This window comes from Kribbella sp. NBC_00482, assembly GCF_036013725.1.
GTDB lineage: Bacteria > Actinomycetota > Actinomycetes > Propionibacteriales > Kribbellaceae > Kribbella.
Genome location: NZ_CP107881.1, coordinates 2,592,299 through 2,611,787 on the forward strand (window position 1 = coordinate 2,592,299; position 19,489 = coordinate 2,611,787).

Annotated in this window: 21 protein-coding genes; 14 read left to right on the forward strand and 7 right to left on the reverse strand. The window is 69.0% G+C overall.

Annotated features, from left to right (window positions below):
* Positions 1-49: 49 nt before the first annotated feature.
* The 5 genes from OHB24_RS13130 to OHB24_RS13150 all read left to right on the forward strand — a co-directional run bounded on the left by OHB24_RS13130 (position 50) and on the right by OHB24_RS13150 (position 5,559).
* Positions 50-754: a L,D-transpeptidase family protein gene (locus OHB24_RS13130; protein WP_327639274.1), complete on the forward strand. Its 705-nt coding sequence runs from the start codon at positions 50-52 to the stop codon at positions 752-754.
* Positions 755-812: 58 nt separating this feature from the next.
* Positions 813-2,360: a helicase HerA-like domain-containing protein gene (locus tag OHB24_RS13135; RefSeq protein ID WP_327639275.1), complete on the forward strand. Its 1,548-nt coding sequence runs from the start codon at positions 813-815 to the stop codon at positions 2,358-2,360.
* Positions 2,361-2,531: 171 nt separating this feature from the next.
* The gene (locus OHB24_RS13140; RefSeq protein WP_327639276.1) at positions 2,532-3,872 is read left to right on the forward strand and encodes a GGDEF domain-containing protein; all 1,341 of its coding nucleotides are present in this window, start codon (positions 2,532-2,534) and stop codon (positions 3,870-3,872) included.
* Positions 3,873-3,893: 21 nt separating this feature from the next.
* Entirely contained in the window at positions 3,894-4,421 is a 528-nt protein-coding gene (locus OHB24_RS13145) for a SigE family RNA polymerase sigma factor (RefSeq protein WP_327639277.1), read from the forward strand.
* A gap of 535 nt (positions 4,422-4,956) precedes the next feature.
* Positions 4,957-5,559: a hypothetical protein gene (locus OHB24_RS13150; RefSeq protein WP_327639278.1), complete on the forward strand. Its 603-nt coding sequence runs from the start codon at positions 4,957-4,959 to the stop codon at positions 5,557-5,559.
* A gap of 93 nt (positions 5,560-5,652) precedes the next feature.
* Here OHB24_RS13150 and OHB24_RS13155 read toward each other — a convergent pair whose 3' ends face one another.
* Positions 5,653-6,852 (reverse strand): hypothetical protein, encoded by a 1,200-nt coding sequence (locus tag OHB24_RS13155; RefSeq protein ID WP_327639279.1) that lies wholly within the window; start codon positions 6,850-6,852, stop codon positions 5,653-5,655.
* A gap of 155 nt (positions 6,853-7,007) precedes the next feature.
* On the opposite strand from OHB24_RS13155, the gene OHB24_RS13160 reads away from it, so the two are divergent.
* Both OHB24_RS13160 and OHB24_RS13165 read left to right on the forward strand, forming a co-directional pair.
* Complete coding sequence (locus OHB24_RS13160; RefSeq protein WP_327639280.1) at positions 7,008-7,523, forward strand: SigE family RNA polymerase sigma factor; 516 nt, start codon at positions 7,008-7,010, stop codon at positions 7,521-7,523.
* Positions 7,523-8,569, forward strand: a complete 1,047-nt coding sequence (locus OHB24_RS13165) for a hypothetical protein (protein WP_327639281.1) — start codon at positions 7,523-7,525, stop codon at positions 8,567-8,569. Before OHB24_RS13160 ends, OHB24_RS13165 begins: the two co-directional genes overlap by 1 nt.
* Before the next feature lie 34 nt (positions 8,570-8,603).
* Here OHB24_RS13165 and OHB24_RS13170 read toward each other — a convergent pair whose 3' ends face one another.
* Positions 8,604-9,407 (reverse strand): helix-turn-helix domain-containing protein, encoded by an 804-nt coding sequence (locus OHB24_RS13170; protein ID WP_327639282.1) that lies wholly within the window; start codon positions 9,405-9,407, stop codon positions 8,604-8,606.
* A 113-nt stretch (positions 9,408-9,520) separates the two neighbouring features.
* Between OHB24_RS13170 and OHB24_RS13175 the strand changes: the two genes are divergently transcribed.
* Genes OHB24_RS13175 through OHB24_RS13185 form a run of 3 tightly spaced genes read left to right on the forward strand, consistent with a single transcriptional unit; the run spans position 9,521 to position 12,134 of the window.
* Positions 9,521-9,883, forward strand: coding sequence for a nuclear transport factor 2 family protein (locus OHB24_RS13175; RefSeq protein ID WP_327639283.1), 363 nt, complete (start codon positions 9,521-9,523; stop codon positions 9,881-9,883).
* Between the two features lie 55 nt (positions 9,884-9,938).
* The gene (locus OHB24_RS13180; protein WP_327639284.1) at positions 9,939-11,357 is read left to right on the forward strand and encodes an alpha/beta hydrolase; all 1,419 of its coding nucleotides are present in this window, start codon (positions 9,939-9,941) and stop codon (positions 11,355-11,357) included.
* 39 nt (positions 11,358-11,396) lie between these two features.
* Positions 11,397-12,134 carry a phytanoyl-CoA dioxygenase family protein gene (locus tag OHB24_RS13185; RefSeq protein WP_327639285.1) on the forward strand — a complete coding sequence of 246 codons (738 nt, stop codon included), beginning with the start codon at positions 11,397-11,399 and terminating at the stop codon, positions 12,132-12,134.
* On the opposite strand, the gene OHB24_RS13190 is transcribed toward OHB24_RS13185, so the two are convergent.
* Positions 12,115-12,972 carry an aminoglycoside phosphotransferase family protein gene (locus OHB24_RS13190; RefSeq protein WP_327639286.1) on the reverse strand — a complete coding sequence of 286 codons (858 nt, stop codon included), beginning with the start codon at positions 12,970-12,972 and terminating at the stop codon, positions 12,115-12,117. The genes OHB24_RS13185 and OHB24_RS13190 overlap by 20 nt on opposite strands.
* Positions 12,973-13,060: 88 nt before the next feature.
* Here OHB24_RS13190 and OHB24_RS13195 point away from each other — a divergent pair, with 88 nt between their 5' ends.
* A complete protein-coding gene (locus tag OHB24_RS13195) occupies positions 13,061-13,861 on the forward strand; it encodes a methyltransferase domain-containing protein (RefSeq protein WP_327639287.1) in 801 nt (266 codons plus the stop codon).
* A gap of 426 nt (positions 13,862-14,287) precedes the next feature.
* Complete coding sequence (locus OHB24_RS13200) at positions 14,288-15,040, forward strand: hypothetical protein (protein ID WP_327639288.1); 753 nt, start codon at positions 14,288-14,290, stop codon at positions 15,038-15,040.
* A 146-nt stretch (positions 15,041-15,186) separates the two neighbouring features.
* Here the strand turns inward: OHB24_RS13200 and OHB24_RS13205 are convergent, their stop codons facing one another.
* The 3 genes from OHB24_RS13205 to OHB24_RS13215 all read right to left on the reverse strand — a co-directional run bounded on the left by OHB24_RS13205 (position 15,187) and on the right by OHB24_RS13215 (position 17,341).
* A complete protein-coding gene (locus OHB24_RS13205; RefSeq protein WP_327639289.1) occupies positions 15,187-15,507 on the reverse strand; it encodes a hypothetical protein in 321 nt (106 codons plus the stop codon).
* Entirely contained in the window at positions 15,504-15,686 is a 183-nt protein-coding gene (locus tag OHB24_RS13210; protein ID WP_327639290.1) for a hypothetical protein, read from the reverse strand. The genes OHB24_RS13205 and OHB24_RS13210 overlap by 4 nt, the downstream gene beginning before the upstream one ends.
* Before the next feature lie 275 nt (positions 15,687-15,961).
* Positions 15,962-17,341 (reverse strand): MFS transporter, encoded by a 1,380-nt coding sequence (locus OHB24_RS13215; protein WP_327639291.1) that lies wholly within the window; start codon positions 17,339-17,341, stop codon positions 15,962-15,964.
* A gap of 63 nt (positions 17,342-17,404) precedes the next feature.
* On the opposite strand from OHB24_RS13215, the gene OHB24_RS13220 reads away from it, so the two are divergent.
* The gene (locus tag OHB24_RS13220) at positions 17,405-17,824 is read left to right on the forward strand and encodes a winged helix-turn-helix transcriptional regulator (RefSeq protein WP_327639292.1); all 420 of its coding nucleotides are present in this window, start codon (positions 17,405-17,407) and stop codon (positions 17,822-17,824) included.
* On the opposite strand, the gene OHB24_RS13225 is transcribed toward OHB24_RS13220, so the two are convergent.
* Positions 17,805-18,983: an MFS transporter gene (locus OHB24_RS13225; RefSeq protein WP_327639293.1), complete on the reverse strand. Its 1,179-nt coding sequence runs from the start codon at positions 18,981-18,983 to the stop codon at positions 17,805-17,807. The two genes, OHB24_RS13220 and OHB24_RS13225, sit on opposite strands and share 20 nt — an antisense overlap.
* Before the next feature lie 62 nt (positions 18,984-19,045).
* Between OHB24_RS13225 and OHB24_RS13230 the strand changes: the two genes are divergently transcribed.
* A complete protein-coding gene (locus tag OHB24_RS13230; RefSeq protein ID WP_327639294.1) occupies positions 19,046-19,450 on the forward strand; it encodes a helix-turn-helix domain-containing protein in 405 nt (134 codons plus the stop codon).
* Positions 19,451-19,489 lie beyond the last annotated feature (39 nt).

Genomic DNA, 19,489 nt, shown 5'->3' on the forward strand with positions numbered 1-19,489 from the left:
CAGGAGCAGTGAGCGCGGTTCCGCGCCCACGACCATGGGGGTGAACGGTATGCGAATTCTTCCGAAACTCGGCCTCGCGACCGCGGCGATCACGCTGGTCGCGCTCGGTACGACGGTGCCCGCCGAGGCGATCACGGTGTCCCAGGTGAAGGCGGCCCAGACCCGCCTGAACAAGCTCGGCTGTACCTCGGGCCCGTCCGACGGCAAGATCGGCGCGATGACCCAGGCGGCCACGGTCCGGTTCCAGTCCGCGAACGTCCTGAGCCAGACCGGCACGCTGAACAGTACGACGTACGCGCGGTTGATGGCCTCGACCGCGAAACGCTGCGACGTCCGCCCGGTGCCGGGCCGCTCGGGGACCGGGCGCCGGATCGTGATCAGCCAGACGCAGAACTGGGTGTGGTTGATCGATGCCCGTGGAAAGGTGGTCCGGCAGGGCGGGATCATCGACAACCCGACGTACCTGAAGGCCGGCACGTACACGAGCGGCTCGAAGTGCGGGCGGGCGGCGCGGGTACTGCGCAACACCGACGGCGGACGGCTCTACCTGAACCATTTCGTCCGGTTCGCACCCTGCGGCGTCGGGTTCCACCAGATCCCGACGTACAAGTCGAACGGGCAGCAGATCCACGCCGACTGGCTGCTCGGGACGAACTACCGGGCCTCGCACGGCTGCATCCGGGTCTCGGCCTCGATGTCGGTCGCGATCTGGTCCTTCGCGGCCGACGCCACGCGTGTGGTCGTCATGCGCTGACGCCGGAGGACTAGCATGCCCACCGGGTAGTTCCGTCAACCGGGGAAGGCACGCTGAGATGGCCGAGAAAGCCGACGTCGTCGAGACCGTCAAGCAGGGGTACGCGTTCGAGGGGGCGGCGCTCGAGCTGGGCGCGCTGCTGGTCGACGGCGAGCCGAAACCGGAGGCGGCGGTCCGGATCCCGCTGGGGATGATGAACCGGCACGGCCTGGTCGCGGGTGCCACCGGTACCGGTAAGACGAAGACGCTGCAGCTGATGGCCGAGCAGCTGTCCGCGGCCGGTGTCGCGGTGTTCGCCGCCGATATCAAGGGCGACCTGTCCGGCGTCTCGCAGCCGGGTGAGGGCAACGACAAGCTGCTGGCCCGGACCAAGTCGATCGGCCAGGAGTGGGTCGGGACCGGGTTCCCGACCGAGTTCTACGCGCTCGGCGGGCAGGGTGCCGGGGTCCCGATCCGCGCCACGATCACGTCGTTCGGCCCCGTGCTGCTGTCCAAGGTGCTGGGGCTCAACGACGTCCAGGAGTCGTCGCTCGGGCTGATCTTCCACTACGCCGACAAGGCCGGGCTGACGCTGCTCGACCTCAAGGACCTCCGCGCCGTCATCACGCATCTCACGTCCGACGAGGGCAAGGGCGATCTGAAGGACCTGGGCGGCCTGTCCGCGGCGACCGCGGGCGTGATCCTGCGGTCCCTGATCGGGTTCGCGGACCAGGGCGCCGAGGCGTTCTTCGGTGAGCCGGAGTTCGACACCGCGGACCTGCTGCAGCAGCGCGACGGCAAGGGCGTCATCTCGCTGCTCGAGCTGCCGAACCTGCAGGACCGGCCGGCCCTGTTCTCGACGTTCCTGATGTGGCTGCTCGCCGACCTGTTCCACGACCTGCCCGAGGTCGGCGACGTGGACAAGCCGAAGCTGGTGTTCTTCTTCGACGAGGCGCACCTGCTGTTCAACGACGCCTCGAAGGCGTTCCTGGACTCGATCGCGCAGACCGTCCGGCTGATCCGGTCGAAGGGCGTCGGCGTGTTCTTCGTGACCCAGACGCCGAAGGACGTGCCGGACGACGTCCTGGCGCAGCTCGGTTCGCGGGTGCAGCACCAGCTGCGGGCGCACACGCCGAACGACGCGAAGGCGCTGAAGGCGACGGTGTCGACGTTCCCGAGCTCGTCGTACGACCTGGGTGAGGTGCTGACCCAGCTCGGGATCGGCGAGGCGATCGTGACCGTGATGAACGAGAAGGGCGCGCCGACCCCGGTCGCGTGGACCCGGCTCCGGGCGCCGCAGTCGCTGATGGCGCCGGCGTCCGCGGAGCAGCTGACCGCGACGGTGCAGGCCTCGGCGAACAACGCGAAGTACTCGCAGACGCTCGACCGCGAGTCGGCGTACGAGGTGCTCGCGGCGAAGGTGCAGGCCGGTGCCGCGCAGGCCGAGGCCGAGAAGCAGCAGCAGGAGCAGGCCAAGCCGCAGGAGGAGCCGCGGCCGCGGGCGCAGAAGCAGGAGAAGTCGATGGTCGAGCAGGTCGTCGGGTCGTCCGCCTTCAAGCAGTTCGCCCGTACGGCCGGCCGGGAGATCGTCCGCGGCCTGTTCGGCGCAGCCCGCCGGCGGCGCTGAATTTCGGACGAACGCGTTCAGGTTTTCCCTTGTCCGCAAGGGGAAACCTGCGTTTGATTGTTGATCAAACGGATGAATTTCGAAGTATCGGCGATCGTTCTCAAGTCGTCATCCACAGCCGCGCCGTCACCGATTGGGACCTGACGCCCACACGCCGTACCGTGTGAAGTGATGGTTGCACAGAGTAGGCGAGCGATACGTTCCTGGGCGCTCTGGACCCTGACGGTCCCGGCGTTCGCCGTCGTCGTGCTCGTCGACCTGGCCGCGATCGGGTACGGCGCGCACGCGTTCACCGACCGCCCGAGCTGGCGCGGGCTGGACGTCGTGTTCGCGCTGACCGTGTCCGCGCTGATCTCCGTCGAGGGCGCCCGCCGGGTCGAGAGCCGGCGGCGGCGCGGCGGTGCGTTGCACAAGGACTTCGCCCCGGCCTGGATGATCGCCGCGGCGCTCATCCTGCATCCGGCGCTGGCGATCCTGGTCGCGGTGCTGCTGCGGATCTGGTGGCGGATCCGGGCCGGCAAGTGCATCCCGTACCGCTGGGCCTTCTCGACCGCCGTCCACGTCCTCGCGGTCGGTGCCGCGCACGCGGTCTTCGTCTCCGCGCGTGGCCTGACCGGCGACAGCGGTCTCGGCCTGGTCGTCGCGATGGTCTGCGGCGCGGTCGCGTACGTCGTGACCGACACGCTGCTCTGCGGGCTCGCGATCTCGCTGATCATCCCGGGCAGCAACCGCCGCGAGACGGTCGGCGGCCTGGACGACCTGTGTACCGACGCGACCGCCGCCACCTTCGGCTGCCTGCTCGCGGCGGCCTGCCTGATCGGCCCGTGGTTCGCGTTCGTCGCGATCCCGATCACGCTGACCGCGCAGCGCGCGCTGCTCCTCGGCCAGCTGGAGACCGAGGCCCAGACCGACCCGAAGACCAGCCTGACCCGGGTCGACTGGTGGCGCCGCCGGACCGAGCAGATGCTGCGCACCTCGCGGAACCAGCACGAGACGATGGCGGTGCTGCTGATCGACATCGACCACTTCAAGCTGGTCAACGACCGGCACGGGCACCTGGTCGGCGACGAGGCGCTGCGCGCGGTCGCGACGATCCTGCGCAGCGCGATCCGGGCGAAGGACGTGATCGGCCGGTTCGGCGGCGAGGAGTTCGTGATCGCGCTCCCGGACACCGGCCTCGACGAGGCGACGGTGACCGCGGACCGGCTCCGCAACGCGGTCGCCAACAGCCCGCTGGCCGCGATGTGCGCCGGCGTACTCGACGACCCTGATCTCGACCCGGACACCTTCCACCTGACGGTCAGCATCGGCGTCGCGGTGTACCCGACCGACGGGGCGACCGTCGACGACCTGCTGCTCCGCGCCGACCGCGCGATGTACGCCGCGAAGGCCGCCGGCCGGAACCGGGTCCGCCTGGCCGCCGACACCGTCCCGCTGCCCCGGCTGACCGCGTCCACACAATTCTCGGAACCGGCAGAACCTTTGGCGCCCGCTCAGCGTCCTGTGAGGTGAGGACGGCAGGACGGAGTGCAGATGGCGGCAACGGGGAGTCGTGACGACGACTTCACGGCGTTCGTGCTGGCCAGATCCGCGCGGTTGGTGCACTTCGCGCGGGTGCTCTGTGGTGATGCGGGCCTCGCGGAGGATCTGGTGCAGACCGCGCTGGAGAAGGCGTACCTGCGCTGGGACCGGATCGAGATGGCCGACCCGTTCGCGTACGTCCGGCAGGCGGTGGTCAACCAGCACCTGTCCTGGGTACGGCGCCGGCCGTGGCGTGAGCGTCCCAGCGGCGACGCGTCGGAGATCGAGCTGTACGTCGAATCGGTGGAGTCCGATCAGTCCAGCGCGGTCCACTGGCGAGTCGCGGTCGGGGCCGCGCTCGCCACGCTGAGCCGGCGCGAGCGAGCAGTCGTCGTACTGCGGTACGTCGAGGACCTGACCGAACGGGAGACCGCTGCGGTCCTCGGGGTGGCGATCGGGACGGTGAAGAGCGCGAATGCGCGAGCCCTGGACAAGCTGCGGGCCGCGCCCGAGCTGAGCGGTGTGGGGGAGCGATCATGAACGACGAGCGCGGGACGCCCGCTGAGGAGCAGCTCCGGGTCGTGCTGGCACCGGACGATTCCATCGCGCCCCTCGATCCGGCGCTGGTGATTGCCGGTGCGCGTCGGCGGCGGGTCCGGGGGCGGGTCGCTGCGGCTGGGGCTTCGGCTGCGGTCGTCGCTGTGGTTGCGGTCGCGGGAATCGCGGGCAGTGGTCAGCTGCGCGGCGACGTACCTCAGCCTGCGAACCCTGGTCCGTCGGCGCCTGTCCGGCCGACGACTCCATCTCCGACTCGCATGACGCCGTCTATGCCAACGCCGACGCCGACAGAGCCGCCTACTGTGCCTGGGACTGTGCCTGGTGGGACGCCGACTGCGCGGCCTACTAGTACTCCGACCTCGACGTCGCCCGTGCGGCCGCCTCGGCGTACGCCGTCAGGGTTGCCTACCCCGTCCAGCCCGCCGACTCGCACCCCGAGCTGACGCCGGCAGAACCTTTTGGCTACCCGGCTGCGTCCTTCAGCCCGACCGAACATCAAAAGGTGCGGAGGGCAACAATGGACGAGGTAGGCCGGAAGCGGCGGATGACCCGGATACTGCTGGGCGGGCTCGCCGCCGCGGCGGTGGTCGGCGTCGCAGTCGCCGGTACGGCGATGGCGCGCAGCGGCAACTCGGCCGCCGACACAGTCGCCCAAGGCGGACCGACCGCCGCAACCCCCTCCGAACTAACCCCAACCGCCACCCCAAGCGCGGCTGCGACCCCGACCCGCTCGCCATCGGCACGGCCGGTTCCCCCGACCCTCCCACCAACCCCATCCCCCACCTGCCGCCCAACCACAGCCCCAACCCGCCCACCAACGGCAACCCCGAGCCAACCGACCGCGACGCCGACCCGTCGAGCGGTCCCCACCCCGACCCGCCCGCCGACGGCGACCCCGAGCCTGCCGCCGACGGTTGCGACGCCGAGGGAAGCTTCGTGTGCGACGCCGACGGCCTCGCCGAGCCGTCCGCCTGAGCCGCGGGCGACTCCGACGCGGTCGCCGCGGGCGGTGCGGCCGACGCCGACTGTGCCGGGTACGCCGTCTGTCGCGCCGACCAGGACACCTGAGCCGCGGGCGACCCCGACGCAGCCGCCGACCGTCCCGTCACGCGGGAAGTAGAGGGCGGACCTCAGCCACTCACCAAGGGGACGGCCGCACGCCCACCGAGCAGTCGGTGAGCGTGCGGCCGTGGTGTTGGTGAGTGGCGCAGGTTCAGCAGGCGCCGAAGCTCCCCGCCGACACCCACGCCTTCGCGACGTACATGCCGGCGTTCACCCGCAGCCACACATTGCTCGTGCCCTGCGACCCGGTAACGCTCTGCCCAGTGGTTTGGCACTCGACAGTGACCTGCGCCGACTTGCCGGCCATCCCGACGACCGCACCGGTCGAGTTCGGCGCATTCCGCACGTTCAGGTACCCGGACGAGATCGACACCGTCCCGCGCCCGCCATCGCCGGTCCACAGGTACGTGACGTCGACCCACGAGTTGTCGGCCAGCTTGAGCGCGTCCCAGAACACGCCGTCCGCGAGGTCGATCCCCGCCGGGTTGGCGACCGTTCGGCCGAACTGGTCCTTCCCGCCGTTGTACCCGCTCTGGTACGCCGCCTGCGCCTCGGGCTTGCCCTGCGGCAGGTCCTTCCACATCTCGCGGGTCGCGCTCGGGTTCCAGTAGTCGTCCTTGGTGTTCCACGGGCCGACGTCCCACACCGGCTCGAACGCGCAGCGCGAGGCGGTGCAGACCTTCACCGAGTACGTGCCGGATCCGGCGCTGGACAGGCCGCGTCGTGACGGCAGGGCGACGAAGTGGTCCCGGCTCACGATCACGTGGCCGTTGGCCGTCGTACCGCCGACCAGGCCTTCGCGCGTGGCGAAGACGTGCGACTTGAGCGGCGCAGCTTGGACCGTCATCCGCGGTACGGCGGCCTGGTCCGTGGGCTGCACGGTGAGGTCGCCGACCCACGGGCTCGTGCCGGTCGAGGGTGCGCTGACGATGATCCGGACCTGGACCTGGTCGCTCGCACCCGGCAGCGCGGTCGGCGTACCGGCCTTGACCGCCGTCCACTCCGACCACCTGTTGTTGACCCACGACCGTACGTCGACTTCCGCCGACGAACCGTCCGGCGTACCCGAGGTGTAGCCGACGACAACGGCGGACGTGGGATCCGCGAACCGGACCGGCGTGAGTTCGGCCAGGCCGGAACGCTGCTTGATCTCGGTCGACCCGATCGCGGCCGGGGCGTCGCCGAGGACGATGCGGCTGCCGTCGACCTTGATGTTGCTGGATCCGGCAACGGGTTGGGCCGCTACCGAGACGGGGTCGGGCGTGGCGGCCGTGCTGGGCAAGGTTGCCGTAAAGATCGCGGCGGTCATCGCCAGACAGGCGGTGAGCGCGGTTGTACGGGTGATACGCATGGGCGGAACCTCCGGGGCGGTGAAGGCTTGAGCACCCAATGTGACTCACAAACACCTCTTCTGCATAGCCCGTGAATAAATTTCTCGTGACTGCACAGAACCCGATCGGTCACCCAGCGGGTTTGGACGGGTGTGACAGAGGCTGAGGAGAATCGATGACCCGGACCGCGGACGCCGACTTCGAGCGATTCGTCGTGGCGCAGTCGACCCCCTTGCTCCGCTTCGCGGAGATGCTGTGCGGCGATCGGCACACCGCCGAGGACCTGGTGCAGCAAGCGTTGATGCGGTCCTATCCGAAGTGGCACCGGCTGGAGGGCGACCCGTTGCGGTACGTCCGGCGGGTGCTGGTCAACCGATTCCTCTCCCAGGCCCGCCGGCGCTGGAACAACGAAGTACCCAGTGATCCGGTACAGAACGATTGGGACCAGCGAGCGGTGGCGGACTTCGCCGGGGCGGTCCAGACCAGGGAGGCCGTGCTCTCGGCCCTCGGTGGTCTGACCGTCCGGGAGAGAGCCGTGGTCGCGCTGCGCTACTCGCAGGATCTCTCCGAGGCCGAGACCGCCGAGCTGCTCGGCATGGCGGCCGGGACCGTGAAGAGCACGGCCTCCCGGGCGCTGGCCAAGTTGCGTCTGGCACCCGACCTGATCGACAGCGGAGTTGGAGGAAACTGATGAGTGACGAGCAGCGGGTACACGACGCGCTCACGTACGAGATCGAGCCGTGGCAGCCGAACGCCGGTGATCTGATGCGGCGCGGCAAGCGGCTGACCTGGTTGCGCCGGGGTTTGGCCGCGGCTGGTGTCACCGCACTGGCGGGAACCGTTGCGACGGTCTCCGCCGCGGTCGGTGGACCGGCCCTACCGGTGAAGAACCTGCTGGCCGGTGGCGGAAGGCCTCCGGTGCCGGCGGTGATTCCGACGGGTACGCCGTCGGCGCCGTCGGTGGATCCGACCTGCCTGCCGCAGAAACCGGGGAAGCCGCAGTTGCCCAAGGCAACGGTCTCGGTGAACAAGACGATCGACCCGAACAACCCGCCGAAGCCGGCGGTTCCGGGCAAGCCCGGCCTGCCCACCGCGAAGCCGACGCTGCCCGGCAAGCCGAGCCTCCCGACCACCCCGCCGTCGCTGCCTGGTAAGCCGCAGGTGCCGACGACCAAGCCGACGCTGCCGACGAAGCCGAGCTGGCCGACCGCGAAGCCGACGCTTCCGGGCAAGCCGACCGTGCCGACGACCAAGCCGACGCTGCCGGGTACGCCGACTGTGCCGACCGCCAAGCCGACGCTGCCGACGAAGCCGTCGCTGCCGACGACGAAGCCGACGCTGCCCGGGAAGCCCACCCTGCCGAGCGTCCCGACCGCCAAGCCGTCGCTCCCGACGGCGAAGCCGAGCCTGCCGTCGGCCAAGCCGGTCCCGACACTGCCGGACTGCGTGGACGGGGTACCGACCACGAAGCCGTCGCTGCCTGGGAAGCCCACCCTGCCGACAGTGCCGGGCAAGCCGACCACCAAGCCGACTGCGCCGTCCCTGCCGACGGTCACGGGTGGCGTAGAGGTAACCGTCGACCCGGGCAAGCCGCAGACCGTCAAGCCGACGCTCCCGGCCAAGCCGTCGATCCCGACGACCAAGCCGACGTTCCCGACCCCGACCGAGAAGCCCAGCATTCCGACGCCGAGCTTCCCGACGACGTTCCCCACCGGCCACCCCTCCTCAGGCCGGTAGGGCACCCCGCCACCGGCGAGTAGGTCACGCAGCCCTACTCGCCGGTGGCACCATTTCTGAGGTACTCCGCGGTCGCGTCGTCGGCCGGGTAGAAGGACTCGATCATCAGCTCCGACACCGTGACGTCGAGCGGTGTGCCGAATGTCGCGATGGTGGTCAGGAGCGAGAGTTCGCGGCCGTCGTGGGTGAGATCGAACGGTACGACGACCTCGGCCGGCCCGGGTGGTGCCGGCTTGTCGTTGACGGCGTACCCGCGAAGTTCGTCGTACAGGTCCTGGAGTTCGGGGTCCGCGGTGCCGGCCACCTGACGTTGCAGGCTTGCGAGCGCGGCGGCGCGGACCTCGGCGATGTTGGCGATCCGCGGGGCCAGGCCGTCCGGGTGCAGGGTCAGGCGGAGCGCGTTGATCGGTGCCTGTAGCAACTTCTCGTCGACGTCCGCGGTGAAGATCGCGATCCCGGCGTTCGCCTCGACGATGTTCCACCAGCGGTCGACGACCAGCGCCGGGTACGGCTCGTGAGCCTTCAGCAGGCGGCGCAGCGTCGTACGGATCGCGAGCATCGACGGCGAGTGCAGCGACGCCTCGCTGTAGACCGGCGCGAACCCGCCGGCCAGCAGCAACTGGTTGCGGTCCCGGAGCGGTACGTCGAGATGCTCGGCCAACCGCATCACCATCTCGCGACTCGGCTTCGACCGCCCGGTCTCCACGAAACTCACGTGCCGCGTGGACACCTCGACCCGGTTCGCCAGCTCGAGCTGACTGAGCCGCCGGCGCTCCCGCCAGCCGCGCAGAAGCTCACCGACAGGGCGCTGGAACGTCTCCTCGATCGTCGCTGCCATGTTCCGACCGTAGCTGGTGGCGTAGACAAGGCCATTACCTCTGACGTCATCGACGGTACGCCGGATCTCGCGGCAAGGTTCTGGTCATCGCAACCGATCGAGGAGGAAACACCATGAACGCCAACGCTCTCGCCGACCAGTACTTCGCCATGTGGAACGACGCCGACGCCGACCGCCGGGCCGAGCTCATCGCCGGGACCTGGACCGACGACGCGACCTTCCAGGACCCGAGCTTCGAGGCCACCGGCCACGACGAGTTGAACAAGCTGGTCGGCGCCGCGCAGCAGATGTTCCCGGGGCTGTCGTTCGTCCGGATCGGCGACATCGACGAGCACCACAACTACCTGCGCTGGACCTGGCACCTGAAGGCCGAGGGACAGGAGCCGGTCGCCGGCGGCACGGACGTCGTCGTACTCGACGCCGACGGGAAGATCCGGCAGCTGATCGGGTTCCACGACTTCGCCCCGGCGCACTGAAACCCGGCGCACCGAACCCGCCCCGGAGTGCTGGCTCCGGCCTAGATTGGTCGCCATGTGGAAATCGTTGACGGTGACAGCGGTTGTGGCGTCCATGGTGTTCGCGGCGGTGCCCGCCAGTACGGCGACAGCCACCACCGGGCTGCAGTGGAAGCCGTGCCAAGCGGGCGCCGTCGAGCAGTGCGCCGAGCTACGGGTGCCGCTGGACTGGTCGAAACCGTCCGGCCCGACGACGAAACTCTTCGTCGCGAAGGTCCCGGCCAGGGACCAGGCTCGCAAGCTCGGGTCCCTGTTCTTCAACCCGGGTGGACCGGGCGGCGCGGGCGGGTCGATCTTCGCCGCGGGCCTGGCCGACGCGTTCTTGCCGCAGTTCCGGGACCGCTATGACCTGGTCAGCTTCGACCCACGGGGCACCGGCAGCAGCAGCCAACTCGATTGCGGTCCGGTGCTGCGCCCCGGCGTGCCGGCGTTCCCGAAGTCCAAGGCGCAGTACGACGCGATGGTCGCGGCGAGCCGTGCGACCGGTGTGCAGTGCCTGAAGCAGCACGGCGACCTGATGCGGAACCTCGATACCCGGACTGTGGCCCGGGACATGGACGCGTTCCGGGCGGCGCTCGGGGAGGCCAAGTTCAACTACTTCGGCATCTCGTACGGGTCCTACCTCGGCATGATCTACGCGCAGCAGTTCCCGCAGCGGGTCGGCCGGATGGTGCTGGACGGGATCGTGGACCACTCGCAGGGATCGCTGCGCTTCATGCTCGGCGAGGCGAAGGCGATGGAGGACGGGTTCAACCGGTTCATCGCGTGGTGTGCCCAGGACACGTCATGCGTCTTGCACGGGCAGGATGTCGGTGCGTTGTGGGACGCGACAGTACGCAAGGCCGACAAGACCCCGCTGACCGGACCGAACGGACCGGTGAACGGCGACGTACTCCGGATGGCGCTGCCCTCGCTGCTGCCGGCGACAGCGTTGTTCGGGGACAACTTCCCCGTCCTCGCGGCCGCGCTGGACAAGGCGGCGAAGGGCGACGGTACCGACTTCGCGACCGCGAGCTATGTCGGCAACCCCGAGTCGGCGTACACAGCGGTTTCCTGCATGGACTTCCCCGGCGAACTCAAGGGGTACGCCGATGCCCGCGCACGGCTCGCCCTGGCCCGAGCAGTCGCTCCCCGCGTCGGCGGAGCGGTCGAGGGATGGGTGATGGCGGCGACGTGCTCCGGCTGGCCGATCCCACCGAGCAACCCGTGGCAGCGGACACCGGTGCACGGTGTGCCGCCGATCCTGATCACCTCCAACACCCACGACCCGGCGACTCCGCTCGCCAATGCGCGGAGTCTTGCCCGGCAGATCGACAACAGCCACCTGCTGGTCGCCGACACCTACGGGCACACGGTCTGGCTGAACTCGGAGTGCGGGCGCGAGCGGATCACGGCGTACTTCCTGGAGGGGACGCTGCCCGGCCGGACCTGTTAATGGGTGGAAGCATCCTGCCGCCTGACGCAGCATGGGTGAATGCTCAACGCCCAAGAGCTGGAAACCTTCGAGCGCGACGGGATCGTGAAGATCCCGTCCGCGTTCACCTCCGACGAGGCCGCGGGGATGCGGGACGTGCTCTGGAACGAGCTGTCCGCGCGGCATGACATGGATCGCGACGACAGTTCGACCTGGACGCCGTTGCGACCGACCGGTCTGAAGACGACCAAGCACGATCGACGCGCGCACGCGATCCTCGGCCCGCGGGTGCGGTCGGCGCTCGACGGGCTGCTCGGCGAATGGGTCGAGCCGACGCACCAGGGACAGGTGCTGGTCACGATGCCGGAAGGCGTGCCGTGGGCGGTGCCGCATCTGCAGTGGCACACGGACGCCGGCTTCGAGAGCGAGACCACCGCTGTGAAGATCTGGGCGTTGTACGCCGATGTCGGGCCGGGCGGCGGCGGGACTCCGCAGGTCGCCGGCTCGCACAAGGTGATCGAGCGGTTCTTGACCACGACCGACGAGCGGGAGTTCAAGGCGGTCCGCGATCGGGTGCTGCGGTCGGATCCGTGGTTCCGCAACCTGACGTCGGAGCAGCGCACGGTGGACCCGATGGAGCCGGCCGATCTCGACGGTCTACCGGTCCGCGTCGTCGAGCTGACCGGTCAGGCCGGCGACGTGTACCTCACCCATCCGTGGATCCTGCACTCGATCGCGCCGAACGCGGCCGACGCTCCACGGATGATGCGCAGCCGCTTCATCTGGAAAGCGCAGTAATCAGCCGCGCGCACCGCACCGGGTCCTCGGTGAGGCCGACCGAGAGTCCCCAGAGCCAGTAGTCGACCGTTCGCCAGATCACCCAGTCGCGCGCCCGGTCCCGGTCCAAGGCGGCTTCGCGGACCGCGCTGTCGAAGTACTCGACGATGTCCGCCATTTCGTCGAGCCGTGTCCACAGCACGCGGCCCAGGTCGTATTCGATGTCGCCCTGGAACAGGACCGGGTCGACGGTGAGCCACGGCTCGCGGGTCCCGGCGAGCACCTGCGCCGCGTGGAAGTCACCGTTCACGGCTGTTGTCGAGCTGGTCTCGTACGGCGCGCCGCTCAGCGCCTCGCGCAGGATCGCGGCGTCGAACGGGCGGCCGAGGCGTTCCCATTGCGGCTCCAGGTCGGCCGACCGCGTCGTGACGATGTCCGCGGTCGACCGCGCCTCGGACGGAGCCGGTACGGCGAGTCTGCGCATCAGCTGCCCGAGTACGGCGACCGCCTCCTCGACGGGCCGGGTCGTCAACGGTGTGGACAACCGCTCCAGCAACATCGCGCCGGCCTCGACGTCGGCGTCGTACAGCTGGGCCATGCCCCGACCTGCCCACCAACGGAGCGCCCACGTCTGCTCGGACACCTCCGCTCCGGGCGGCGACATCCGCAGTACGAACTCCTCGCCGCCTCGCGTGACCGGGACGACGATCGCGTTCGACCCGTGTGCAACCGCTCCCACGACCGTCAGATCCCACCGCCGGCACTGCTGCTCGACCGCCATCGGCAGGTCCCGCAGCCAGTCCGCGCCCTCGGTCCACCACCGCGGCATCTGCAGGAACGTCTCGGGCAGCTCGATCATCCGGTCACCGTAGCGGGGCAACCCGGGGCATTCATCCGATTTGCAAATGCCCTCCCCGGCGAGGCGATCGAGGATCATGATGTTGGGCATGGGCGGAGAGGTTGACCGGGACGGGTTGCAGTTCGACGCAGAGGTTTCCCGGCAGATCGAGGCGGTCTACACCACATCTGATGTGGTTGAGCAGCGGCGGGCGGTGCGGGCGGCGTTGGCGTTGCGGCCGGGCGACCGGGTGCTGGACGTCGGTTTCGGGCCGGGACTGCTGGCCGCGGAGATGGCCGGCGAGGTGGGGCCGAACGGGCGGATCTGCGGGATCGACATCAGCGAGAGCATGCTGGCGATCGCCCGGACCCGCGCCGACGTCCCGGGCGGACCAGGACTCGAGCTCGAACTCGGCTCGGTCGCGCGGATCCCGCACCCGGCGGAGAGTTTCGACGTCGTGGTCTCGACCCAGGTCTTCGAGTACGTCGACGCGGTCGCGGACGCGCTGGAGGAGGTACGGCGAGTGCTCCGGCCGGCGGGTCGCGTCGTACTGCTCGACACGGACTGGGGATCGGTGGTGTGGCGATCGAGTGACGACGAGCGGATGCGGCGGGTGCTCACCGCGTTCGAGGACCACCTGGCGGATCCGCATCTGCCTCGGACGCTGGCCGACGTACTGGCGAAGACCGGTTTCACGCCGACGCATCAGCAGGTGGTGCCGATCCTCAACACGGGCTACGACCAGCGCACGTACAGCGGCGGCCTGATCGACATCGTGTCGGACTTCGTCCCCGGTCATGCGGGCGTGACGCAGGAGGAGGCGCGCGCGTGGGCGGACGATCTGCGCGGTCTCGGCGCGAGCTACTTCTTCAGCCTGAACAGGTACCTGTTCGTCGCGTCGGCGCTCTGACGTTTTCCGGACCTCGGCGGGTGCATCCTGGGAGAGACACACCCGCCGGGCCGGTCGTTCTCCCGCCCCTCAGTGGGAGAACTCGCGGCTCGGTGAACACCACCCATGCCCGAATGGCACTGACCGAACCGCGGGACCACCTACAGGTACCCCACTTCCCGGTTTCCCACACACCCCGGCACGCGGTCCGGCCGGAAAACTTCACATTCCTCAAACCTTCGCCGGTAGTACCTGACCTGACAGCGGCCTAGGCTGGTTCGCGATTTTCGCGCACCCGGGGTCGGTGCGCGGATGCCCAGGGGGAAGGAACAGTAATGCCGGAAGTGTTCGACGACGAGTTGACCGAAGAGCAGCTGGACGAACTGGAGGCGCTCGGCGCGGCTGAGGACGCGGAGCGGATCCTCGGGGCCGAGGCCGGTGGAAAAGATGCCTGAGGCAAGGATTTCCTGGCGCGGCTTCACGATGAACAAGCGCACCGTGGCGATGGCCGAGGCAGCGGAGAAGCTGTACCACTCGAAGTTCGCGATCCTGCAGGGGTCGTACAACGCCGGCGGCGTGGACGCCTCGGCCGGTACCCACGACGGCGGCGGCGCGGTGGACGTCGACGTACGGACGAAGAGCGCCGCGCAGCGGGTCGCGGTGGTGAAGGCGCTCCGGCAGGTCGGGTTCGCGGCCTGGCTGCGGACGCCCGCGCAGGGCAACTGGCCGTACCACGTGCACGCGATCGCGGTCGGCGACAAGGACCTGTCCCGCGGCGCCGCGCATCAGGTCGCGGAGTACCACCGGAAGCGGAACGGGCTGGCCAACCGCGGCCCGGACGACGGACCGCCCGGGTACTACGGGATGACCTGGGAGCTGTACCTGAAGGCACACCCGCCGAAGGAGCCGGTGCCGGACTCGACGATCTCGCTGGCCGCGATGGAGTACGCGCGGACACACGACGCGATGACCGGTGTCTGGGGTGCGGACCGGGCCCGGGTGATCGCCTGGGCGGCGCACCCGCGGGTCGGCGCGATCACGAAGGCTGAGACGGTGCCGGCGGCCGGGGTTTCGTGGCATCTGCATTTCCAGCGGGTGATCCGGAAGGTGCAGTTGCACTTCAAGCTCGAGGTGACCGGGATCTTCAACACCGCGGTCGCCGGTGTGATGAAGCGGTACGGGTACAAGATCGTGGCTTGAGCATGCACAAGGCCCCACCGGTAGCAGCCGGTGGGGCCTTGGTGGTCCACTACCGCCCGGGCATCCCCGGTGCAGCTGTGGAGGTGGAGAGCGGAACCGACGCCGATGCAGGGGTCAAGACGTCAGCTCCGCTTGCCTGTGTGGAGTTATCTCGAGTCGGCCGCCCAGACGTGCGCCTGGTGGAACTCGAGGTGCTGCCGCATCGCTGCCGGAGTACCGGTGGTGCCGAGTCCGAGGTGGTTCATGGTCGGTACGACGACGGCGTGAACCTCGGACCGCTTCACTTCGTCGAGCAGTGCGTGGAAGGCGGCGGACTCGGCCGAATCGCGCTCGGTGTAGACGGTTCCGAGGGTGAATCCCTCGGCGCTGGCGAAGGCGACGAGGGAATCCGTCGCCGCAGCCAGCTCCTCCGCGCAGCTCAGCGCGTCGGCCCGTACGTACCCGAGCAGCGTTGGCCGGGTAGTCATCGTTCTGCGTCCACCAGCACCGGCTCGCTCGTCACCCGGAGGGACGCGAACCGGCGGCGCATGGCTTCTTCGTACTGCCCTGCCTGCTCCGCCATGGCGGTGTGATCCGCGATGGGGTGAGCGCCGAACCAGACCCGCACGCGACGGTGCGTTGTGGGGGTCTCCAGCGTCTCGGTCATCGCAGTTCCTTCGGCAGTCTCGATCGTACGCCGGACGGCTTTGTTCGGCGTTGAGATAAAGAACACCTCACCGGTGGGTACCTTCGGAACACTTTGGTAAGGACCTTTACAGAGGCCTAACGCAGAGTAGGGAAACCCTACGAACCCGCAGGTCAACGGCCTCTCAGCCGGATCGTCAGGCGGAGCGGAAACTCTGTCAAGAATGTTTGCAGGTATTTGCAGATAACGATTGGGCGTCGCGAATTGTGCGACCGCTGGAGAAATTGGATGTCCTGCTAACTGTTTGCATCAGCCCGCTCACGCAGCGGAATGCAAGCCACCACAACTCCGAGCACTGCGGCTGCCAGAGGGACCGCCAGGCCGGCGCGGAAACCGCTGGTTGTCAGCTCGTCGCCGGCCGCCAGGACAGCCGCCACTGCCGCCAGCCCGAGCGCGGATCCGAACTGGAACGACGTCGTCAGTACGCCGCTCGCCAGTCCCTGCTCCTCCTCGGTCACCCGCTCGGTCGCAGCGATCGTCAACGGCCCATAGGCGAGTGCGAAGGCGAGCCCGAGCAGCACGAACGCTGGAAGCATGGCCGCGAAGCTCGCTCCCAGCGGCAGGAATGCCGTGTAGGCGAAGGCGGCGAGCACGAATCCGCCGAGCACCACGCGGCCGTTGCCGAACCGGGTCACCAGCCAGGGCGTGAGGGTCGGGGCGAGTACGGCGTCGATGCCGATCACCATCAGGGCCAGTCCAGTCTCCAGTTCGGACCAGCCACGCAGTTCCTGCAAATAGAGCACCGCGATGAACTGGAATCCGACGAACGATCCGACCAGCAGGATCGCGCCGAGGTTCGCACGGATCAGGGCGGCGTTCCGCAACAGCCCGAGCCTGATCAACGGACTGTCGACCCGGCGCTCGATCATCACGAAGGCCCCGAGCAACACCAGTCCGGCGGCCGCACTTACCAAGGTCTGCGCCGCCGGTACGTCGGGCGCCCGCACTACGGTTGCCACCAGCAACAACATCGAACCGGTCAGCGTCAGCGCCCCGGCCAGGTCGAACCCCGCTTCTTGTTCGGCCCGCACGGTGTCCCGGGGGATCAGTGCGACGGCAGCGGCCAGGATGACGGCCGAGACGACCACCGGCGCGAAGAACACCCATCGCCAGTCGATCGCGGTGAGCAGTCCGCCCGTGACCATGCCCAGCGAGAACCCGCCGGCAGCGGTTCCGGCGTACACCAGCAAGGCCTTGTTGCGTTGTGGGCCCTCCGGGTAGGTCGTCGTGATGATCGACAAGCCGGCCGGGGTCATGAACGCGGCCGCGATCCCGGTGACGAAGCGGGCCAGGATCAGCACCCAGCCCTCTGACGCGAAACCGCCGAGGCCGCTGAACAGCAGGAACACCACCAGCCAGCCGACGAACATCCGGCGCCGTCCGAGCAGGTCGGCGGCGCGTCCGCCGAGCAGCACGAACCCGCCGTAGCTGAGGGCGTAGGCGCTGATGATCCATTGCAGTTCGCCGGTGGTCAGACCGAGTTCGGCCCGGATGGACGGCAGTGCGACGCCCATCATCGAGACGTCGATGCCTTCCAGGAAGATCGCGCCGCAGAGGACGAACAGAACGGCCCAGGCGCGGCCGGTCAGCCGCTCCGGGGTGACGGTTGATGACACGTGAGACTCCTTCTCATGGTTACCTCTTGTAACTGACCCCATCATCAGGAACCATCGGGAGTTGTGGAAGAAGGCACTTCAAAGGAACCGAGTCACTCCTGCTGCACCGAGGAGGCGTTCCAGTGGGACACGCGGGAGGACTGCGACGTCCGCCAGATCCTGGACCGGATCGGCGACAAGTGGTCCCTGCTGGTGATCGCGCTGCTGGACAACCGGTGCATGCGGTTCACCGAGCTGAAGAAGACGATCGACGGCATCAGTCAGCGGATGCTGACGGTCACGCTGCGCCAGCTGGAACGTGACGGCCTGGTCAGCCGGACCGTTCACCCGGTCGTGCCACCGCGCGTCGACTACGAGCTCACCCCGCTCGGCGTCACGCTGCACGCGACGATCCAGTCGCTCGTCACGTGGACGGAGACCCATCAGTCGGAGATCGCCACTGCGAGGGCGAGGTACGACGCGGTCAGCTCGACGTCCGTGTGAAGCCCGCTGGATGCCTTGGCAGGACGAGCAACGTGAGCCCGGCGGCGCAGACAGCGAGTCCTGCGATGACGTTGAGAGTGATCGGCAGGCCGAGCACATTCGTCGCCGCGGGCGCTGCCAGCGCACCGATCAGCAGTGCGAGTGAGTCGGCGGCGAAGAAGATCGCGCTCACGCTCGCGAGCACTTCCCGTGGGGCGGTGCGCTGGATCGTGGTCTGGGCGGTGATGAGCAGAATGCTGCCGGGCAGGCCGATGAGGGCCGCGGCGACGATCGCGACCGGGACGTTCCGGGCGTTGAAGAGTCCGAAGAACGCCGCGGCGGTGGCGAGCTGGGTCAGGGTGAGGAGTTCGCGGGTCCCCAGCAGACGGGCGGCTTTCGTGCTCAGGGCGGCGCCGATCAGGTACCCGGCGCCGAGGCCGGAGATCAGGTAGCCGAGGACGTACCCGGGCGCCTGCAGGCGGTTGACGGTGAACGGTACGAGGAGCGCGGTCAGGCCGGCGTTGGCGGTGAGAAAGACCGTCTGGCCGACCAGGATGCCGCGCAGGGCGCGATGGTTCATGGCGGCGCGGAGACCTTCCAGTGGGCGCGGTGGTGGGCCGCTGGTCGTCTGCCGACGGGTGCGGACCGTCGCGATGGTTGCTGCTGACAACAAGTAGCTGGCGCTGTCGACGGCGAGCACGAACTTGATCCCGGGGCCGGCCAGCAGCAAGGCGCCGAGCGGCGGCGCGGCCAGGCGGATCGCGCTGCTGGTGACGGCGTTGATCGCGTTCGCTTTGGCCAGTTCCTTGCCGGTCCCGACGACGGCCGGCATCAATGCGCGGGCTGCGGGGCGGAAGACCGTCGTTGCGGTGTTCTCGAGCAGGATGGCGACGTAGATCAGCCAGAGGTGGTCGCGGTCGGCGAACAGGATCAGCCCGACCGCCGCCGCACTGACGAGATCCGCGATCCACATCGCCCGCGCCAGGTTCCAGCGGTCCAGCAGTACGCCGGCCCACGGTCCGATGAGGAGCGCCGGAAGGGCCTCGAGCGCCAGCGTCAGCCCGGTCGCCACCGCCGACCCGGTCAAGGTGAACACGTGGAACGGAATCGCGACCACGAGGAGCCAGGACCCGATCCCCGAGACCGCGCCGCTGAACCAGAGTCGCCGGAAATCTCTCACGGCGCCGGAATCTATCCTGTTGAGATAGACAACGGCAAGAATGTTCTGTGAAGATAGTTCGTATGGAGCTTGGGGATGTCCTGCGCGACCGGCGGAAGGCGACCGGGCGGACGATCGCGTCGGTCGCCGTCGATGCCGGCCTGTCCGTGCCGTACATCGCGAATCTGGAGAACGGGCGCGGCAACCCCACGGTCGCCGCGCTGGACCGGCTCGCTACAGCGCTCGGGGCGCGGCTCGAAGTACGGATCGGCGACGAGGATCCGGTGCCGTCGCCGTCGATCGGCGCCGAGCTGGTGGCGGGCTCCGATCGGGTCGACAAGGTGCTGGCCGCAGTGGCCGGCGGAAGGTCCCGAGCAGCCACGCGGCGCGAGTTGATCGCGACGCTCGACGCTCTCGCCGTACTGCTGGGTCGTCCGCCAGGCCCCGCTGACCTGAGCCGACTCCTCGACCTGCTCCAGCTCGCCTGACCCCGGTCGTGTGTGGCGATCGGAGCGCCGTAGGGTCCT

Coding starts and splice junctions, on each gene's coding strand:
- OHB24_RS13130 (WP_327639274.1), top strand. CDS start 50: ATGCGAATTCTTCCGAAACTCGGCCTCGCGACCGCGGCGATCACGCTG.
- OHB24_RS13135 (WP_327639275.1), top strand. CDS start 813: ATGGCCGAGAAAGCCGACGTCGTCGAGACCGTCAAGCAGGGGTACGCG.
- OHB24_RS13140 (WP_327639276.1), top strand. CDS start 2,532: ATGGTTGCACAGAGTAGGCGAGCGATACGTTCCTGGGCGCTCTGGACC.
- OHB24_RS13145 (WP_327639277.1), top strand. CDS start 3,894: ATGGCGGCAACGGGGAGTCGTGACGACGACTTCACGGCGTTCGTGCTG.
- OHB24_RS13150 (WP_327639278.1), top strand. CDS start 4,957: ATGGACGAGGTAGGCCGGAAGCGGCGGATGACCCGGATACTGCTGGGC.
- OHB24_RS13155 (WP_327639279.1), bottom strand. CDS start 6,852: ATGCGTATCACCCGTACAACCGCGCTCACCGCCTGTCTGGCGATGACC.
- OHB24_RS13160 (WP_327639280.1), top strand. CDS start 7,008: ATGACCCGGACCGCGGACGCCGACTTCGAGCGATTCGTCGTGGCGCAG.
- OHB24_RS13165 (WP_327639281.1), top strand. CDS start 7,523: ATGAGTGACGAGCAGCGGGTACACGACGCGCTCACGTACGAGATCGAG.
- OHB24_RS13170 (WP_327639282.1), bottom strand. CDS start 9,407: ATGGCAGCGACGATCGAGGAGACGTTCCAGCGCCCTGTCGGTGAGCTT.
- OHB24_RS13175 (WP_327639283.1), top strand. CDS start 9,521: ATGAACGCCAACGCTCTCGCCGACCAGTACTTCGCCATGTGGAACGAC.
- OHB24_RS13180 (WP_327639284.1), top strand. CDS start 9,939: ATGTGGAAATCGTTGACGGTGACAGCGGTTGTGGCGTCCATGGTGTTC.
- OHB24_RS13185 (WP_327639285.1), top strand. CDS start 11,397: ATGCTCAACGCCCAAGAGCTGGAAACCTTCGAGCGCGACGGGATCGTG.
- OHB24_RS13190 (WP_327639286.1), bottom strand. CDS start 12,972: ATGATCGAGCTGCCCGAGACGTTCCTGCAGATGCCGCGGTGGTGGACC.
- OHB24_RS13195 (WP_327639287.1), top strand. CDS start 13,061: ATGGGCGGAGAGGTTGACCGGGACGGGTTGCAGTTCGACGCAGAGGTT.
- OHB24_RS13200 (WP_327639288.1), top strand. CDS start 14,288: ATGCCTGAGGCAAGGATTTCCTGGCGCGGCTTCACGATGAACAAGCGC.
- OHB24_RS13205 (WP_327639289.1), bottom strand. CDS start 15,507: ATGACTACCCGGCCAACGCTGCTCGGGTACGTACGGGCCGACGCGCTG.
- OHB24_RS13210 (WP_327639290.1), bottom strand. CDS start 15,686: ATGACCGAGACGCTGGAGACCCCCACAACGCACCGTCGCGTGCGGGTC.
- OHB24_RS13230 (WP_327639294.1), top strand. CDS start 19,046: ATGGAGCTTGGGGATGTCCTGCGCGACCGGCGGAAGGCGACCGGGCGG.